The 18,355-nt window shown below is 66.6% G+C and carries 16 protein-coding genes and 1 tRNA gene; 7 read left to right on the top strand and 10 right to left on the bottom strand.

What is annotated here, in order from left to right; all coding sequences use genetic code 11:
- Nucleotides 1-292 precede the first annotated feature (292 nt).
- From tuf to NV401_RS00785, 5 genes are all read right to left on the bottom strand, one after another.
- Nucleotides 293-1,486, bottom strand: coding sequence for an elongation factor Tu (gene tuf / locus NV401_RS00805; RefSeq protein ID WP_261293049.1), 1,194 nt, complete (start codon nucleotides 1,484-1,486; stop codon nucleotides 293-295).
- Between the two features lie 101 nt (nucleotides 1,487-1,587).
- Complete coding sequence (gene fusA, locus NV401_RS00800) at nucleotides 1,588-3,684, bottom strand: elongation factor G (RefSeq protein ID WP_261292479.1); 2,097 nt, start codon at nucleotides 3,682-3,684, stop codon at nucleotides 1,588-1,590.
- Nucleotides 3,685-3,804: 120 nt separating this feature from the next.
- Nucleotides 3,805-4,275, bottom strand: a complete 471-nt coding sequence (rpsG, locus tag NV401_RS00795) for a 30S ribosomal protein S7 (protein ID WP_260598031.1) — start codon at nucleotides 4,273-4,275, stop codon at nucleotides 3,805-3,807.
- Between the two features lie 50 nt (nucleotides 4,276-4,325).
- Nucleotides 4,326-4,697, bottom strand: a complete 372-nt coding sequence (gene rpsL / locus NV401_RS00790) for a 30S ribosomal protein S12 (RefSeq protein ID WP_019516007.1) — start codon at nucleotides 4,695-4,697, stop codon at nucleotides 4,326-4,328.
- A 259-nt stretch (nucleotides 4,698-4,956) separates the two neighbouring features.
- Nucleotides 4,957-5,760: a universal stress protein gene (locus NV401_RS00785; RefSeq protein WP_261292478.1), complete on the bottom strand. Its 804-nt coding sequence runs from the start codon at nucleotides 5,758-5,760 to the stop codon at nucleotides 4,957-4,959.
- A 140-nt stretch (nucleotides 5,761-5,900) separates the two neighbouring features.
- Between NV401_RS00785 and glpD the strand changes: the two genes are divergently transcribed.
- The 3 genes from glpD (at nucleotide 5,901) to NV401_RS00770 (ending at nucleotide 9,568) form a co-directional block, all read left to right on the top strand.
- Entirely contained in the window at nucleotides 5,901-7,361 is a 1,461-nt protein-coding gene (glpD, locus tag NV401_RS00780) for a glycerol-3-phosphate dehydrogenase (RefSeq protein ID WP_261292477.1), read from the top strand.
- 75 nt (nucleotides 7,362-7,436) lie between these two features.
- Entirely contained in the window at nucleotides 7,437-8,369 is a 933-nt protein-coding gene (gene trhO, locus NV401_RS00775) for an oxygen-dependent tRNA uridine(34) hydroxylase TrhO (protein WP_261292476.1), read from the top strand.
- A gap of 518 nt (nucleotides 8,370-8,887) precedes the next feature.
- Entirely contained in the window at nucleotides 8,888-9,568 is a 681-nt protein-coding gene (locus NV401_RS00770; RefSeq protein ID WP_261292475.1) for a type 1 glutamine amidotransferase domain-containing protein, read from the top strand.
- Between the two features lie 40 nt (nucleotides 9,569-9,608).
- Here the strand turns inward: NV401_RS00770 and proS are convergent, their stop codons facing one another.
- From proS to NV401_RS00745, 5 genes are all read right to left on the bottom strand, one after another.
- Complete coding sequence (proS, locus tag NV401_RS00765; RefSeq protein ID WP_261292474.1) at nucleotides 9,609-11,159, bottom strand: proline--tRNA ligase; 1,551 nt, start codon at nucleotides 11,157-11,159, stop codon at nucleotides 9,609-9,611.
- A gap of 25 nt (nucleotides 11,160-11,184) precedes the next feature.
- Complete coding sequence (gene cas5, locus NV401_RS00760) at nucleotides 11,185-11,772, bottom strand: CRISPR-associated protein Cas5 (RefSeq protein ID WP_261292473.1); 588 nt, start codon at nucleotides 11,770-11,772, stop codon at nucleotides 11,185-11,187.
- 145 nt (nucleotides 11,773-11,917) lie between these two features.
- Nucleotides 11,918-12,436 (bottom strand): AAA family ATPase, encoded by a 519-nt coding sequence (locus NV401_RS00755; protein WP_261292472.1) that lies wholly within the window; start codon nucleotides 12,434-12,436, stop codon nucleotides 11,918-11,920.
- Nucleotides 12,433-12,993, bottom strand: a complete 561-nt coding sequence (gene pnuC / locus NV401_RS00750) for a nicotinamide riboside transporter PnuC (RefSeq protein ID WP_261292471.1) — start codon at nucleotides 12,991-12,993, stop codon at nucleotides 12,433-12,435. Before pnuC ends, NV401_RS00755 begins: the two co-directional genes overlap by 4 nt.
- A 77-nt stretch (nucleotides 12,994-13,070) precedes the next feature.
- A tRNA-Pro gene (locus NV401_RS00745) sits at nucleotides 13,071-13,147 on the bottom strand.
- Nucleotides 13,148-13,312: 165 nt separating this feature from the next.
- Between NV401_RS00745 and NV401_RS00740 the strand changes: the two genes are divergently transcribed.
- The 4 genes from NV401_RS00740 to dinB all read left to right on the top strand — a co-directional run bounded on the left by NV401_RS00740 (nucleotide 13,313) and on the right by dinB (nucleotide 18,329).
- Complete coding sequence (locus NV401_RS00740; RefSeq protein ID WP_261292470.1) at nucleotides 13,313-14,914, top strand: DUF4153 domain-containing protein; 1,602 nt, start codon at nucleotides 13,313-13,315, stop codon at nucleotides 14,912-14,914.
- An 11-nt stretch (nucleotides 14,915-14,925) separates the two neighbouring features.
- The gene (locus NV401_RS00735) at nucleotides 14,926-15,627 is read left to right on the top strand and encodes a response regulator transcription factor (protein ID WP_261292469.1); all 702 of its coding nucleotides are present in this window, start codon (nucleotides 14,926-14,928) and stop codon (nucleotides 15,625-15,627) included.
- The gene (locus NV401_RS00730; protein WP_261292468.1) at nucleotides 15,624-17,177 is read left to right on the top strand and encodes a sensor histidine kinase; all 1,554 of its coding nucleotides are present in this window, start codon (nucleotides 15,624-15,626) and stop codon (nucleotides 17,175-17,177) included. The genes NV401_RS00735 and NV401_RS00730 overlap by 4 nt, the downstream gene beginning before the upstream one ends.
- 66 nt (nucleotides 17,178-17,243) lie before the next feature.
- Complete coding sequence (dinB, locus tag NV401_RS00725) at nucleotides 17,244-18,329, top strand: DNA polymerase IV (protein ID WP_261292467.1); 1,086 nt, start codon at nucleotides 17,244-17,246, stop codon at nucleotides 18,327-18,329.
- Nucleotides 18,330-18,355: the final 26 nt, after the last annotated feature.

The raw sequence follows: 18,355 nt of genomic DNA, 5'->3' as shown, positions 1-18,355 counted from the left end.
TCATGGCATGCCGGTCGAAGCGGCCTTCGCGGTGCTGGATGATGCGTCCGACAAGATTCGACGTCACCTCGACCTACATCACCCCAAATTCCCGGTAGGCGAGAATATAGACGCCAGGCGCCCCCCCACCCATCGACGTCAAGGTTTGCCGCGCAGTAGACCCCGGAACAAGTCCGGGGTGACGAAGATAGGTGACGCCGCCGCCCGATCGCATTCGCCCCAGACGCAAAGAGCCCGGCCTCCCCAAGCGGGAAGGCCGGGCCCCTGTCTCAAACCCTTGCGGGCGTAAGATTTAGGCGGTGATGCCGCTGACGATGCCCGAGCCGACGGTGCGGCCGCCTTCACGGATCGTGAAGCGCTGGCCAACGTCCATAGCGATCGGCGCGATCAGCTTAACACCCAGCGCGACGTTGTCGCCCGGCATGACCATTTCAGTGCCCTCAGGCAGTTCGACGGTGCCGGTGACGTCGGTCGTACGGAAGTAGAACTGCGGGCGATAGTTGGCGAAGAACGGCGTGTGACGGCCACCTTCGTCCTTCGACAGCACGTACACTTCCGACTGGAAGTCGGTGTGCGGCTTGATCGAGCCGGGCTTGCAGAGAACCTGGCCACGCTCGACTTCTTCACGACCAACGCCGCGGATCAGCGCGCCGATGTTGTCGCCAGCCTGGCCCTGATCGAGCAGCTTGCGGAACATTTCGACGCCCGTGACCGTGGTCTTGCGGACGGCTGGCTGGATGCCGACGATCTCGACTTCCTCGCCAACCTTGACGATGCCGGTCTCGACGCGGCCGGTGACGACCGTACCACGACCCGAGATCGAGAACACGTCCTCGATCGGCATCATGAACGGCTTGTCGAGCGGACGCTCGGGCTGCGGCAGATACGTGTCGACGGCCTGCATCAGCTTGAGCACGGCGTCATGGCCGATCTCGGGCTGCTTGTCGTCGAGCGCGCAAACGGCCGAACCCTGGATGACCGGGATGTTGTCTCCATCGAAGTCGTACGACGACAGCAGCTCGCGGATTTCCAGCTCGACCAGCTCGAGGATCTCGGCGTCGTCGACCAGATCGACCTTGTTCATGAATACGACCATCGTCGGCACGCCGACCTGGCGTGCGAGCAGGATGTGCTCGCGGGTCTGCGGCATCGGGCCATCGGTCGCCGAAACGACGAGGATCGCGCCGTCCATCTGGGCGGCACCGGTGATCATGTTCTTCACGTAATCGGCGTGGCCCGGGCAATCGACGTGCGCGTAGTGACGTGCTTCCGTCTCATACTCGACGTGGGCGGTCGAGATCGTGATGCCGCGCTCGCGCTCTTCCGGAGCCTTGTCGATGTTCGCATAGCTGGTGAACGTGGCGCCGCCCGTCTCAGCCAGAACCTTGGTGATCGCTGCCGTCAGCGACGTCTTGCCATGATCGACGTGACCGATGGTGCCGATGTTGAGATGCGGCTTGTTCCGCTCGAACTTTGCTTTTGCCATTTTTGCCTCTTCTTGAATCAGATTCGCGGCCAAGGGGGCACCACGCGAACGTGGCCCCTTAACGACCTAGTTGATGTTACGCCAGCCCTAGCGCGTCACGCTCAGGCCAATTTCGCCTTCACTTCGTCAGCCACGTTCGACGGCACTTCCTCGTAATGCGAGAACTGCATCGAATAGTTCGCGCGGCCCTGGGTGAACGAGCGCAGCGCGTTCACATAGCCGAACATGTTGGCCAGCGGGACCATCGCATCGACCGACTGCGCGTTGCCGCGCGTATCGGTGCCCTGGATCTGGCCGCGACGGCTGTTGAGATCGCCGATCACGTCACCGAGATAATCCTCGGGCGTCACGACCTCGACCTTCATCACCGGCTCGAGCAGCGTGATGCCCGATTTCTGCGCCACTTCGCGCATCGCGCCGCGGGCACAGATTTCGAATGCCAGCGCCGACGAATCGACGTCATGGTAGGCGCCGTCATAGACCAGGATCTCGAAATCGATGATCGGGAAGCCGACCAGCGAACCGGTAGCCGCGGTCTCGCGGAAGCCCTTTTCGATCGCCGGGATATATTCCTTGGGAATATTACCGCCCTTGATCTCGTCCTTGAAGACGATGCCCGAACCGCGCTCGCCCGGCGTGACCTTGACCTTGACGCGGCCGAACTGGCCCGTGCCGCCCGACTGCTTCTTGTGCGTATAGTCGACGTCGACCGGCTTCTTCAGATATTCGCGATACGCCACCTGGGGCGCGCCGACATTGGCCTCGACCTTGAACTCGCGCTTCATGCGATCGACCAGGATCTCGAGATGGAGCTCGCCCATGCCCTTGATGATGGTCTGGCCGCTCTCGGCGTCCGAGGACACGCGGAACGACGGATCTTCGCGTGCCAGACGATTGAGCGCGATGCCCATCTTTTCCTGGTCGGCCTTCGTCTTCGGCTCCACCGACAGCTCGATCACCGGCTCGGGGAATTCCATCCGCTCGAGGATGATCGGTGCGCTCATCGCGCAGAGCGTGTCGCCGGTGGTGGTATCCTTGAGGCCTGCAAGAGCGACGATGTCGCCCGCGTAAGCCACCTGGATGTCCTCGCGCTCGTTCGCATGCATCAGCAGCATGCGACCGACCTTTTCCTTCTTGTCCTTGACCGAGTTGGTGACCTGCGACGCGGTCTCCAGCTTGCCCGAATAGATGCGCGCGAAGGTCAGCGTGCCGACGAACGGATCGTTCATGATCTTGAACGCGAGGGCCGAGAACGGCGCCTCGTCCGACGACGGACGCTCGTCCGGCGTCACGCCGTCGAGCTTGAGGCCCTGAATGGCGGGAACGTCGAGCGGCGACGGCAGATAGTCGACCACCGCGTCGAGCAGCGGCTGCACGCCCTTGTTCTTGAACGCCGAGCCGCACACCACCGGCACGAATGCCATGGCCAGCGCGCCCTTGCGGATCAGCTTCTTGAGGTCGGCCGTGCTCGGCTCGTTGCCCTCGAGATAGGCTTCCATCAGGGCATCGTCCTGCTCGACGGCCATCTCGATCAGCTCGCTGCGATACTTGGCAGCCTTCTCGACCATGTCCTCGGGGATTTCCTGATATTCGAACTTCGCGCCCAGGCTCTCTTCGAGCCAGATGATCGCGCGGTTCTCGACCAGATCGACGAGGCCCTTGAAGCCACCCTCGATGCCGATCGGCAGATACAGCACGGCCGGGCGCGCGCCCAGACGATCGATGATCGACTGCACGCAGAAATAGAAGTCGGCACCGGTGCGATCGAGCTTGTTGATGAAGCACATGCGCGGCACGCCATATTTGTCGGCCTGGCGCCACACGGTTTCGGACTGCGGCTCGACGCCGGCAACGCCGTCGAAGCAGGCGACCGCACCATCGAGCACGCGGAGTGAACGCTCGACTTCGATCGTGAAGTCGACGTGGCCGGGGGTGTCGATGATGTTGATCAGATGCTCTTCGCCCTTGCCCTCTTCGGCGCGCCACTTGCACGTCGTTGCGGCGGACGTGATCGTGATCCCGCGCTCCTGCTCCTGCTCCATCCAGTCCATCGTCGCGGTGCCTTCATGCACTTCGCCGATCTTGTAGGACTTGCCGGTGTAATACAGGATACGCTCGGTCGTCGTCGTCTTGCCGGCGTCGATATGCGCCATGATGCCGATGTTGCGATAGCGGTCGAGCGGATGGCTGCGGGCCATGATCGTTATTCCTTGGATGTGGAGAAGCCGGGGTCACCCCCGGCTCGTCCGATATAGGTAGTTTGCGTTACCGGCGAAAGGCCACCCGGCATTGCCGGCCGGCCCTTGCCAATGCCGCCGTTACCAGCGGTAGTGCGAGAAGGCGCGGTTCGCTTCGGCCATGCGATGCGTGTCTTCGCGCTTCTTCACCGCGTTGCCGCGGTTGTTGGCGGCATCCAGCAGCTCGCCCGACAGCCGTGCGGCCATCGTGTTCTCGCTGCGGTTGCGCGCCGCGCCGATCAGCCAGCGGATGGCCAGCGCCTGCGAGCGCTCGAAGCGGACTTCGACCGGCACCTGGTACGTAGCACCACCAACGCGGCGGCTGCGCACTTCGATGTTCGGCTTCACGTTGTTCAGCGCGTCATGGAAAACGCTGAGCGGATCCTTCTTCGCACGCGATTCGACGGTCTCGAGTGCACCGTAGACGATCAGTTCCGCGACGGACTTCTTGCCGTCGAGCATGACCGAATTCATGAACTTGGAGAGAACCTCATCACCGTACTTGGGATCGGGGAGGATGATACGCTTTTCTGGGCGACGACGACGTGCCATTTCAATTTCCTTCTAAACTTCAGCCTTGGTGGGTCAGATAACTGCCCGGCTTACTTCGGACGCTTTGCGCCGTACTTGGAACGCGACTGGCGACGATCCTTGACACCCTGTGTATCGAGCACACCGCGCAGGACATGGTAGCGCACGCCGGGAAGATCGCGAACGCGACCGCCGCGGATCAGCACGACCGAGTGCTCCTGCAGATTGTGGCCCTCGCCCGGGATGTAGCTGATGACTTCACGCTGGTTGGTCAGGCGAACCTTAGCCACCTTGCGCAGCGCCGAGTTCGGCTTTTTCGGGGTCGTCGTGTAGACGCGGGTGCAAACGCCGCGCTTCTGCGGGTTCTGCTCCATTGCAGGGACCTTGGACTTGGCCTTCTGCGGATCGCGGCCCTTGCGGACCAGCTGGTTGATCGTCGGCATTGAATCTCTTCACCTTGGAAAATTGGTTACTTTGCTGGAGCCAGAGCTTCGTTGGGAATACAAAAAGGACCAGCACGGATCGCAAGCGATCCCCCGGGTCCTGGAATGCATCCAGCAATGTTCAAGCAGCACAACAGGGCCAGGAGGTCCCACTGAGCAGCGGCGCCTATACAATCCGACTCGGTCGCGGTCAACCGGCGGCGTTGCGACGTCTAGCCGATCTCGACGCAGCGGTCTCCGCGTGCTGGCCGGCGCGGCCCTATTCGCCCTCGGGCAGCGCGAGGACCGGGCAGCTGGCCTCGCCGACGACGCGGTCGGTCGTGCTGCCGCGCAGCAGATCGATCAGGCCGCGCCGTGCCGCCATCGGCATCGCGATCAGCCGTGCGCGCGAGGCATATTCGAGCAAGGTCTCGATCACCGGCCCGTCGGCGCGGTGGACCATGATCGGCACCCCCTGCCGGTCGCGTAGCACCGGCGCGGTGGGGCCCACATGCAGGCATTCGATCGTCACCTCGAGATTGCCAAGCAGCCGTTCCAGCAGCGGCACCGCCGCCTGCGCCGATGGCGCATGCTCGACCGGCATCAGCGCCGAGCCGAGTGCGATCCGGCCGGTCGAACCATCGACGAAGGGCCGCGCATGCGGGCCCAGGATCAGCGTCGGCAGGATCGTCTCGCGCGCCACCCCGATCGACACCGATGGACTGAGCCACCGGCTCGGCCCGCTCCGGCCATGGCTGGCGAGCACGATCAGATCGGGGCGATGATCGTGCAGGAAGCGCACCAGCCCGTCGCCCGGTGCGGCATCGCGTATCTCGACCTTGCGCACGTCGATGCCCGCCACCGCGGCGACATCCGCAATCCGCGCACGGGGCGGCAGCTTTTCCCAGCGTTGCAGCACGTCGCGGACGTGCGGGAAGCGATCCCAGTCTTCATCGGCACGCGGGTTGTGGACGTGCAGCAGATCGAGCGGGCAACGGTTGACCAGCGCCAGCGCCAGCGCATGCTCGAAGGCCGCCTGTCCCGCGGGCGAAAAGTCGGTCGGATGCGCAATGGATCGGATCATCTAAACCCCCGCCTCAGCCGGCTCGATTTAGGGCCCGGCACGCGACTGGAAAAATACGTAGTGAACCGTACGGCGCGAGCCCGCCGACAACGCTGTCCTATCCTTCGACAATCGCCGCATACTCGGCTAACGCACGCGGCGTGACTTACGATCTCCTCATCATCGGCGGCGGCATTAACGGTTGCGCGATCGCGCGCGAGGCCGCCTTGAATGGCCTTAAGGTCCTGCTGGTCGAGCGCGACGATCTCGCCGCGCACACCTCTTCGGCATCGACCAAGCTGATCCATGGCGGCCTGCGCTATCTCGAATATTACGACTTCAAGCTCGTCGCCGAGGCGTTGCGTGAGCGCGAGCGTCTGGTGAAGGCCGCGCCGCATATCATCCGCCCGATGCGTTTCGTCCTGCCGCACGAAAATGCGGTGCGGCCGTGGTGGATGGTGCGGATCGGCCTGTATCTGTACGATTTTCTCGGCGGCAAAATGACGCTGGCGCGCTCGCGCGCGCTGCGCGGCAGTGATCATGCCTATACCGCGCCGCTCAAGGGCGGCCGAAAGGGCTTCGTCTATTCCGACGCCTTCGTCGACGATTCGCGGCTCACCGTGCTCAATGCGATGGACGCCGCCGCCAATGGCGCCGACGTGCTGGTCGGCACCGCGGTCGAATCGGCGCGCCGCGAGAATGGCGTGTGGCGCGCGACCTTGTCCGACTGGCGCACCGTGGAGGCGCGCGCGATCGTCAATGCCGCGGGCCCCTGGGTGCACCAGATGCTCGGCAGCCTCGGTGTCAACGCCGCCAGCAACGTCCGGCTGGTCAAGGGCAGCCACATCGTCGTGCCCAAGCTGTTCGAGGGCGACCACGCCTATATCCTGCAGCAACCCGACCGCCGCATCGTCTTCGCCATCCCCTATCAGGGCGACTTCACCGAAATCGGCACCACCGACGTGCCGGTGGACGCGCCGGAAGATGCCAAGATCGACGCGAGCGAAATCACCTATCTGTGCGACTCGGTGAACCGCCACTTCACGCAGCAGATCACACCGGCCGACGTCACCTCGACCTGGTCCGGCGTCCGCCCGCTCTATGACGACGGCGCCAGCGAGGCCAAGGCGGTGACGCGCGATTACGTACTCGAACTCGACACCAACGGCCCGGCCTTGCTTTCCATCTTCGGCGGCAAGATCACCACCGCGCGGCATCTGGCGGAAGAAGCCGTCGGCAAGCTATCAGAACCGCTGGGCTTCGCGGCCGGCAAGCCGACCCGCGACCGCCTGTTCCCGGGCGCAAGCGGCGCCGGCTGGGCCGGCCTGCTGGCCGAAACGCGCGCCGCCTGGCCGTTCCTCGGTACGGCGCGCAGCGCGCGCATGGCCCGTGCCTATGGCACTTTGCTCGGCGAGATGCTGCACGGCGTGACGGACGAGGCCGGGATGGGCGCGGACATGGGCGGCGGGCTCACCGAGGTCGAGGCGCGCTGGATGCACGATCGCGAATGGGCGCGCAGCCCGGAAGACGCACTGATGCGTCGCAGCAAGATCGGCCTGCATCTTGGCGAGGAGGAGCGCAGCGCTTTCGCCGAGCGCTGGGCAGCGTTGTTTCCTGCCTGATCCGCGCCGGGCGCCCCCAGGCGCAAGCCGGCATGTTTGCCAGCGGCGGGGGGCGGCCGTAAAGCGCAAGGCAATATGACCGCCCCCTCCCCGATCCGTGTCGCCGCGCTCTACCGCTTCGCCCGCTTTCCCGATCCCGCCGCGCTCAAGGCGCCGCTGCTCTCGATCTGCACCCAACAGGGCGTCAAGGGCACGCTGCTGCTGGCGCGTGAGGGCATCAACGGCACGATCGCCGGCGGCGCGGGCGCGATCGACGCCGTGCTGGCGCATATCCGCACCCTGCCCGGCTGCGCCGAGCTGGAAGTGAAGGACAGCAGCGCCGAGACGCCACCCTTCCACCGCATGAAGGTACGGCTCAAGCGCGAGATCGTGACGATGGGCGAGCCCGACATCGACCCGCTCGGCGGTACCGGCCATTACGTCAAACCGGCCGACTGGAACGCGCTGATCGAGCGGCCGGACACGGTGGTGATCGACACGCGCAACGATTACGAGGTCCGCGTCGGCACGTTCGCCGGCGCAATCGATCCGCAGACGCACAGTTTCAGCGACTTCCCCGGCTGGTTCCGCGCACACCGCGAGGAACTTGCCGGCAAGACCATCGCCATGTTCTGCACCGGCGGCATCCGCTGCGAGAAATCGACCGCCTTCCTGAAGGCCGAAGGGATCGAGGACGTGCATCACCTCGAAGGCGGCATCCTAAAATATCTCGAACAGGTGCCACCCGAGCAGAGCCGCTGGCAGGGCGAATGTTTCGTGTTCGATCAGCGCGTCGCCGTCGGCCATGGCCTGGCGCCCGGCACGCACAGCCTGTGCCACGCCTGCCGCATGCCGGTGAGCCCGGACGAGCGCCTGTCGCCGTTATACGCGGAAGGCATCAGTTGCCCCGCCTGCCACGACGCGCGCGACGAGACGCAGCGCGCCGGCTATGCCGAGCGCCACCGCCAGGTGCAGCTCGCCGAAGCGCGCGGCGCGGCGCATGTCGGGGCGACAATCAGCAAACGGTGAGTGTCCGTAGGTGGTGGTTAGCTGCCGTTGATCGACGGCCTTGTCGCCAGCAGAACCCAATAGGTAATAACTATGCCAAGCCACACCATGCTGACGCAAAGCAGCGTCGCTGAATACTCGAACGGGTGGAATGGGCTGACATGTTGCCCATCGTTTGATGCAGCCATGGGCCATACCCATCGCCACACAAAATCGAACGCAGCTAAAATTGAATAGGTGAACGGCATTAGCCACCCGACCGAAAATAGCACTAACCAAAGACGGGTAAGCCATCGCATCATAAACACTTATGCGATGTCGCTTGAATGACTGCAACTGGGCGACAGCCGCCATAGCATTCGATGTGGCAGCTACCGCGGGGTAGCCCCCATCCGCACGCGCGTGCCCGCCAGTGCGCCTGTGAAGAAGATCGAGGTGGCGGCGAAGCGATGACGGACCGAACGTCGTAACGCGCCGGCGACGCACTACATGAGGCATCCTCGGCCGCCACCCAAGCGCGCCGCCATCGGAGACCCATCATGAAGATCCTCGTCGTCCTCACCTCGCATGCCGATCTCGGCGATACCGGCAAGAAGACCGGCTTCTGGCTCGAAGAGCTCGCCGCGCCCTATTACGTGTTCACGGATGCCGGCGCCGAGCTTACCCTCGCCTCGCCCAAGGGCGGGCAACCGCCGCTCGATCCGAGCAGCGCCGCGCCCGACGCACAGACGGATGCGACGCGCCGTTTCGAAGCCGATGCCGAGGCAATTGCGGCACTTGCCGCTACCAAGCGGCTCGCCGAGGTCAATGTCGCCGACTATGATGCGGTCTTCTATCCCGGCGGCCATGGTCCGCTCTGGGATCTGGCCAACGACCCGACTTCGATCTCGCTGATCCAAGACACGCTGGCGGCCGACAAGCCGATCGCGTTGGTGTGCCATGCCCCCGGTGTGCTGCGTGACGTGAAGGCGGCGGATGGCGCCCCGCTGGTCAAGGGCAAGTCGGTTACCGGCTTTACCAATAGCGAGGAGGCGGCGGTCGGGCTGACCGACGTGGTGCCGTTCCTGGTGGAGGATATGCTGGCCGAGCGCGGCGGCAACTATTCGAAGACCGCCGATTGGGGCGTCCATGTCGTGTCGGATGGGCTGCTGATCACCGGGCAGAACCCTGCCTCGTCGGCCCGGGCCGCCGATACGCTGCTCGCCGCGCTGCAGAAATAAGTGCTGCGCCGCCGGGCATCGCGATGCCCGGCGGTTGCCGTCAGTAACTCCGCCCGATCAGCACGCGCTCCACTGCCGGTTCGCCGGTAAAGATGCAGGTGGCCACGCCACCACCGCGTTCGGGATGGCCTGTCTGCCCCACCGGCGCATTGCGGATCGTCAGCTTGAGCGCCTTCAGCCGCTCGACCACCGCATCGAGCGCGGCGCCGGTCGGCTTCGACCAGGGCACGTCGACCCAGCCGGGATTCTTCGCCCCGGCGCCGAACATCGCCTCGACGCCGGCCCAATCCTCCACCGGCGCAATGTTGGCGCGCAGCCGGGCATGTGCCTCGTCGAACAGCGACGTCTGGATTTCCGCCAGCATCGCGCCCACGCCGCTGACCAGATCGCCGCGCGCGACGACCGCGCTGTCGAGCTTGCCGCTTTCCTGGTACAACCGGTCGCGGCGGATGACCGAGACGTTGCCGCCGGCCACGTCGCGCCCGCCGACCTCGATGACGATCGGCGCGCCCTTCTTCACCCAGCCCCAGCGCTTGGTCGCCGCCTTGGCCGGCTTGAGATCGAGCAGCGCGCGCACCGGCTCGCCCAAGGCCGACTGCCCGGCGAGCTCGGCCTGCAGCGCCTTGCAATAGTCGACGATCGCCGCGTCCTCCGGCTGATCGCGCAGCATCGGCACGATCACCACCTGCCACGGCGCGACGCGCGGCGGCACGCGCAGGCCGTCGTCATCACCATGCACCATGATCAGCCCGCCGATCATCCGCGTCGACATGCCCCAGCTGGTTGTCTGCGCCAGTTCGAGCTCGCCCGCCGCATTCTGGAAGCGGATATTCTGCGCGCTCGCGAAATTGGTACCGAGGAAATGCGAGGTGCCGGCCTGCAGCGCCTTGCCGTCCTGCATCATCGCCTCGATCGAATAGGTCGCGACGGCGCCGGGGAAGCGCTCGTTCTCGGGCTTCTCGCCCGCCACCACCGGCAGTGCGACACAGTCCTCGGCGAAGCTGCGATACACTTCGAGCATCTTCAGCGTCTCTTCCACAGCCTCGGCCTCAGTCGCATGCGCGGTATGCCCCTCCTGCCACAGGAATTCGCTGGTGCGGAGGAACATCCGCGTGCGCATCTCCCAGCGCACGACATTGGCCCATTGATTGATCAGGACGGGCAGATCGCGCCACGATTGCACCCAGCGCGCAAACGCCATGCCGATTACCGTTTCCGAAGTTGGGCGCACGACGAGCGGCTCCTCCAGCTTGGCGGTGGGATCGGGCACCAGCCCGCCCTTGCCGTCGCTGACCAGCCGGTGATGCGTGACGACCGCCATTTCCTTGGCGAAGCCCTCGACATGCTCGGCTTCCTTCTCGAAATAGGAGAGCGGAATGAACAGCGGGAAATAGCAATTCTCGTGCCCCGTCGCCTTGATGCGATCGTCGAGCAGCCGCTGGATCCGCTCCCAGATGCCATAGCCCCACGGCCGGATGACCATGCAGCCGCGCACGCCGGATTCCTCGGCGAGGTCGGCCTCGGTGATGACGGATTGGTACCAGGCGGAGAAATCGGCCTCGCGGGTGACGGGGAGCGCACGTTTGATCATGCGGCGTGCGATACGGTGCGGCGCGCTATCCCGCAAGGATCAGCGAATTGGGCTGGCGCAGATCGATGACGCCGTCGATCATGGTCGGGCGGAAGAAGCGCGCGCGGCTCTGTTCGTGATAATCGTGCAGCATCCAGCCCAGATCGACCGCCCCGCTGCCGGCCAGGGCGCCTTCCGGCAACGGCGCGCCTTCGTCGAGCAGCGCGATCTCGGCCGGAAAACTGCGATGCCCCAGGCAGGGTGGACGAACGAAGCGCCCGCGAACGACCTTCTCGTGAAACAGCGCCGGCGGGTCGGCCACTTCGGCGCGGGCCGTCACCACATAGGCCACGTCGGTCAGGACCTGCGCCATCCGCCGGTCGCGCCGCCCGCCGACGATGCCGTCCACCGCGGCCCCGCGCTCAACCTCGGCCAGCGCCATCCAGGTCATGCGGAGCGGCTGCAACACCCGAATCTCCTCGATCCGCCAGCCGAACGGCGCACCGGCATGGACCGCTTCCAGCACGCACCGTGCAGCAAGCGGGGTGATAACATCATAGCTCACCATATCCTCGGCGAATTCCGGCCGCCGGAAACACGCGCGATCGCCGCGCACGAGCAGCCGAACGTCCATCCCCGCCTCCCGCCTCAATCCCCTCGCCGACATAGCCGGATCACCACCATCCCGGACCGGATTGCCGCCGAAATGGACTCATCCACCAAACGCGCCATCGCCCGGCGCCGTCACGCCGCGGCCCCAGGCGCGTCCGGCACGGTCGCTATGCCGGCCAGACCGCTCGTATCGCCGCCAGCGCGTTGGTCAGGCGCGCGTCGCCGACGCCGCTGACCAGCGCCCACGGCACCTGGCGACGCTCCAGTTCCGCGCGGGACAGATCGAAGAAGCGCTGCCGTGCTTCCACCGTGCCGAACATCCGCGTGCCGTCCTCGATCCACGGCAGATCGATATCGAGCAGCAGATAGAGATCGGCGGTGCCGTGCCAGGCGTCGAACCACGGATCGCGCGTGCCGAACAGCATGTCCGCCCATACCGCGGTCATCAGCGGATCGGTATCGATGATCAGCGGGTCGATCCCGCCACCGGCCATCGCGCGGGTCACGCGGTCATGCGTCTGCGCGATCGTCACCAGATCGGCCATGGTGAAATCCGTGCCGTGTTCCTCGGCATAGGTGCGGCCATATTCGTCGACCACCGCGCCGCCGAGCGCGCGCGCAAGACGCGGCGCGAGCGTCGACTTGCCGGTGCTTTCCGGGCCGTGCAGGCAGATCGTCCGAGTCATGCTTGTCGCTCCGCCCGGCGCCAGTCGCGCAAGCCCCAGATCGAGACGCCGAGCAACAGGACGTACAGCGCGGCGGTCGGCCACAGATCGCGCGTGGCATAGACGCCGATCGCGACCAGATCGACTGCGATCCACAGCAGCCAGTTTTCGAGCTTCTGGCGCGAGAGGAGGATCTGCGCCGCGATGCTCGCCATGGCGATGCCGGCATCGACGAACGGCAGCGCAGCATCGGTCAGCCGGTGCATCGCCGCCCCCCAGGCGACAGTGGCCAGCGCAATGCCGGCGAGCCATAGCGCGCGATCGCCGGCGCCGAGGCGCGAGACGGTGACCGTGCCGGCGGTGGCGAGCGAGCGCGACCAGTGGCGCCAGCCGTACAGGTTGATGACCAGGAAGAACCCCTGCAGCAGCATGTCGCTGTACAGCTTCGCCTCGTAGAAGATCCACGCGTAGAGCGCGACGCCGGCAATCGCGAAGGCATAGTTCCACACGCTGCGCTGCGCGACGAGCACGACATTGGCGAGGATCAGCAGCGCGGCGAGGCATTCGAGTGGCGACATCCGCGCCGCTCTTAGCAGGCAAGCGGCGTCGGGGAAGCGCGCAATGCGGCGCGCGGCGTTCGGGGTGAAACCTGCAATGGTCGGGGCGATAGGATTCGAACCTACGACCCCTGGACCCCGAGACCAGTGCGCTACCAGACTGCGCCACGCCCCGACAACATTGCAGGTGGGAGCGCCTAGCCGCAGCACCAGGCGTGATCAAGCGCAAAGTGCGCTGCATCGAATCTGCACCGGCTCCGCGCGACAAACGCACCGTCCCCGCAGCCGCGGCGCCACGTCCGCCCGTCATAGCGGCCACTTGCCCAAGGGAGACGAATCGATGTTCGCCAGATTGCCACGACGTTTCAGTTTCGCTGCAAAGCTGGCTGGCCTGGCCGCGCTCATGGCGTGTGCCGATATCCTGCTGTTCCGGTCCGCCGGGCCGGCGCCGGGGATTTTTGCGCTGGCGTGGGCGGGGATGCTGCTGCTGGTCCTCGGCCCGGTGCGGCGGCGGGTGGGCGCTCTGGTTTCCCTGTGCGCCGCGCTGCTGTTCGCGCTGGTGCTGATCGACGCGCCCAGCCTGCTCGCCTGGGTGATGTTCTGGACCGCGCTGTCGCTCGCGGCACTGCTGCCGCGCCACCGCTTCGACGATGCGGCGCGCTGGGCGCAGCGGCTTGTCATGCACGGGGCGCTAGGCCTGGCGACACCGTTTCGCGACGCGTGGACCCTGCGGCTTATCAAGCGCAGTGACGATCGCGCCGGGATCCGCGCGGTGGGCAAGGTGGTGGCGCTACCGTTGCTCGGCAGCGCGCTGTTTCTTGCCCTCTTCACCTGGGCCAATCCGCTGATCGCCGACACCTTTGCGCAGCTGGACTTGCCCAACGGCATGACCGCGGTGCTACACGCGCTGTTATGGATCGGGGTGTCGCTGCTCGTCTGGCCGAGCCTGCGCCCCTTCCCTGCCGCGCGCCGCTTCGGCAAACGCGCGGCCGAAAGACGCCCGATCCTGCCGGACGTGCCGCTTGGCACGCTGACGCTGTCGCTGTGCTGCTTCAACGCGGTGTTCGCGCTGCAGAACGCACTCGATCTGACCTTCCTGTGGAGCGGCGCGCGGCTTCCAGGCACGGTGACCCTGGCCGATTACGCGCATCGCGGCGCCTATACGCTGATCGCCACCGCGATTCTCGCCGGGCTGTTCGTGCTGCTCGCGCTGCGGCCGGGAAGCGCCGGTGCGCAAAGCCCGATGGTGCGGCGGCTGCTGGTCCTGTGGGTCGCGCAGAACCTCATGCTGGTCGCCTCCAGCGTGCTGCGCCTGATCGACTATATCGAGGCCTACTCGCTGACCGTGTGGCGGATTTCGGCGCTCGCCTGGATGGGGCTGGTCGGCATGGGTTTGGTGCTGATCTGCTGGCGGCTGCTGGCCGGACGCAGCGCGGCGTGGCTGATCAATGCCAACGCGCTTGCGGCGACGGTGGTGCTCAGTGCGGCCAGCGTGGTCGATCTCGGCGCGACGGCGGCGCAGTGGAACGTGGCGCACGCGCGCACCACCAACGATCTCGATCTGTGCTATCTCCGCGGTCTCGGGGCATCGGCCTTGCTGCCGCTGATCGCGCTCGAGCGGCGCGTGTCGGGCGCGGCGTTGCAGGACCAGGTGGCGTTCGTGCGACAAGAAGCGCTGGACGATGCGCTGTGGCAGCAGCGCAGTCCGTGGACGGCATCGTTGCGCAATGCGCGGCGGCTGGACAAGGCGTTGGCAATGAGCGGGCCGGCGGCGGTGAAACCTCGCGACGCGCCGGAGGGCCGATCCTGCGACGGCAGCTGGCTGCCGGCGCCGCCCTTCGCGGTACCCGCCCCGGCCCCGGCCCCGGCCCCGGCCCCGCCCCTGGCACCGATCGGCATCGTTCCGCCGACGCCGCCGTTGACGCCGGGGCAGGAACGATGATCCTATGCCCCATGCCCCGCACCATCCTGATCGTCGACGACGATCCGCACATCCGCCAATTGCTCATCTTCGCGCTGGGCAAAGCAGGACTCGATACGATCGAGGCCGGCGACGGCGAAGCGGCGCTCGCGCTCGCATCGAGCGCCGCCCCCGATCTGGTCGTGCTCGACATCAACATGCCGCGAATGGACGGGCTGGAGGTGTGCCGGCAGTTGCGCAGCAATGGCGACGTGCCGATCCTGTTCCTGTCCTCGCGTGACGACGAGATCGATCGCGTGCTGGGGATCGAACTCGGCGCGGACGATTATGTCGTGAAGCCGTTTTCCCCCCGCGAGGTGGTCGCGCGGGTGATGGCGATCCTCAGGCGTACCGCGGCGCGCGCGCCGGAGGTGGACAAAGCCGGCGGCACCATCCGCCACGCGCGATTGCTGCTCGATACCGAAGGGTGGCGTGCCGGCTGGGACGGCGCGGACGTGCCGCTGACGGTTACCGAGTTTTCGATCCTGCGCACCTTGGCCTCGATGCCAGCCAAGGTGTTCAGCCGCGACGCGATCATCGACCGGCTGCACGGACCGGGATTTGCCGTAACCGACCGGACGATCGACAGCCATATCCGCAACCTTCGTCACAAGTTCGCCAAGGCCGGCGGTTTCGATCTGATCGAGACGCGCGCCGGGATCGGGTACTGCTTGGGCGCGTGCAGCGGGACGTGACGGCATTCAAGCACTGGTTGAAGCGGCATTGGCCGCGGCTCCGGCTGCGCACCCTGCTGTTCGCCACGCTGTTTCTGGTCGCAGCCCTGCCCGGGTTCGGCGCGGTGTTCCTGCGCGTGTACGAGAATACCCTGGTGCGCCAGACCGAGGCGGAATTGATCGCGCAAGGCGTGGCGCTGTCGGCGGCCGCGTCGATGGTGTGGCCGGGCAGCGTGGCGGCAATGCCCGACCCGACCGATTTCCGGCCAGAGCGCTTGCGGATCGATCTGAACGCCACGCCGGTGCTGCCCGAACGGCCCGACGCGGCCGGCCCGCGCCGCGCGCCACGCAACGATGCAGCGATGGCGGCGGCCCGGCTGCTGCCGGTGATCGCCGTAACGCGGCGCACGACGCTGGCATCGATCATCCTGCTCGATGCGGACGGCCGCGCGGTCAATGGCAGTACCGCGGGGGGCAGCTATGCCGCCTTGCCCGAAGTGCGCGCCGCACTCCGCGGACGGGCAGATACGGTGCTCCGGCAGAATGCCGACTATCGCGCGACCTATCGGTTCGAATGGCTGTCGCGCGCTGCGGCGATTCGCGTGCATCACGCGCGGCCGATCGTGGCAGGCGGCCGCGTCGTCGCTGTGCTGCTGTTGTCACGGTCGGCGCGGTCGTTGTTTCGCGGGATCTACGAGGATCGCGGCAAGATCGTGGTGGGGATCGTGGCGATTTTCGGCCTGCTCGTGGTGCTGAGCGGGCTGCTGTCGCGGGGCATTGCCCGGCCGATCGAGGCGCTCGGCCTGGCGACGCGCGCCGTGGCCGGTGGGCGCGGCACGATCCCGCCGGTGCCGCCCACCGCGACGATCGAGATCCAGGGCCTGTACGCCGACTTCGCAGCGATGGCGGTCGCGATCGAGCAGCGCTCGCGCTACCTGCGCGATTTTGCCCATGCAGTGAGCCACGAATTCAAGACACCGCTTGCCGGCATCCGTGGCGTGCTGGAGCTGCTCGCCGATCACGGCGCCGAAATGAGCGATGCGCAACGCGCCCTGTTCCTGGCCAATGCCGATGCCGATGCGGGCCGGCTGACATTGTTGGTCACGCGCCTGCTCGACCTCGCCCGGGCGGACATGACGGCCGGCGATATCGGCCGCGCCGCGCTGTCGCCGGTGCTTGTGCGCGTGGCGGACGCGCATCGCTCGCCGGGATTTACCGTGACGATACCGGACGGCGACCTGCCTTACGTGGCGATATCGGATACGACGCTGGAAGCGGTGCTCGGGACCTTGCTGGAGAATTGCCGGCAGGCGGGCGCCACGGCGGCTCGGATCGATGTGGATGTTGCGCCCGGGCTGGTCGCAATCGCCGTCGCCGACAACGGTCCGGGGGTGCCGCGGGCCGATCACGAGCGCATTTTCGAGCCGTTCTTCACGACGCGGCGTGCCGAGAACGGCACCGGTCTTGGTCTGCCGATCGTTCGTTCGCTGCTCGCCACGGCGGGCGCGACGATTGTGTTGGCGCCGTCCGAACGGGGCGCGCGGTTCGAGATTGCAGCGCCCCGGCCTTGATGTCCCGGTGCCAATTCCCGCTTTGTTCTGGTTTGCGCCTGCCCGCGCGGCTATGATGGCCTGAGCATGGCCGACGATCCTCCTCCGCAGCGCAAGGTGATCCATATCGACATGGACGCCTTCTACGCCAGCGTCGAGCAGCGCGACGATCCCAGCCTCAAGGGCCGTCCGGTGGCGGTGGGATCGGCGCAGGCGCGCGGGGTGGTCGCGGCGGCGAGTTACGAGGCGCGGACGTTCGGGGTAAAATCGGCGATGCCCTCGGTCACCGCGCTCAAGCGCTGCCCGCCGCTGGTGTTCGTGCCGCCGCGCTTCGACGTCTACCGCGCGATCAGCCAGCAGATCCGCGACGTGTTCGCCGACTATACCGCGCTGATCGAGCCCTTGTCGCTCGACGAGGCCTATCTCGACGTGACCGAGGATGTCCGCGGCCTGGGCTCGGCACGGGCGATCGCAGAGGAGATTCGGGCGCGGATCAAGGCCGAGACCGGGCTCACCGCCTCGGCCGGCGTGTCGTACAACAAGTTCATCGCCAAGCTCGCCTCGGACCAGAACAAGCCGGACGGGATCTGCGTGATCCCCCCGGCGCGCGGCGCAGCATTCGTCGCCGCGCTGCCGGTGCGGCGTTTCCACGGCGTGGGGCCAGTGACCGCGGCGAAGATGGAGCGGCTCGGCATCCTGACCGGCGCGGATCTCGGCGCGCAGCCACTGGAGCTGCTGCGCGCGCAGTTCGGCAGCAGCGCCGATTATCTGTTCGGCGCCGCGCGCGGCATCGATCACCGCCCGGTGCGGGCGGACCGCGCGGTCAAGTCGGTCGGGGCGGAGCGCACGTTCGGCACGGATCTGACCGAGCAGGCCGACCTGATCGCGGCGCTCGAGCGGGTCGCGGATGCCGCATGGGTGCGGATCGAGCGCAGCGCGGCGCAGGGCCGCACGGTGACGCTCAAGCTGCGCTATGCCGATTTCCGCACGATCACGCGGGCGCGCTCCTCGACGCTGCCGGTGGCGGATCGCGCGGGCTTTCTCGCCGCCGGCACGGTGCTGCTCGAAGCGCTGCTGCCAGTCGCGTCGGGCGTACGGCTGCTCGGCCTGACGCTATCGGCGATCCAGGAGGCCGGGGACGAGGCGGGCGAGCAGGCGGTCCTGCCGCTGTAAGGCGTGGCGCGATCGCACCGTAGACG

Origin of the sequence: Sphingomonas hylomeconis (assembly GCF_025370105.1) — a bacterium.
Classification (GTDB): Bacteria; Pseudomonadota; Alphaproteobacteria; order Sphingomonadales; family Sphingomonadaceae; genus Sphingomonas; species Sphingomonas hylomeconis.
Note: the sequence above shows the minus strand (reverse complement) of the source record. Positions and strands in the feature narration are given on the sequence as shown.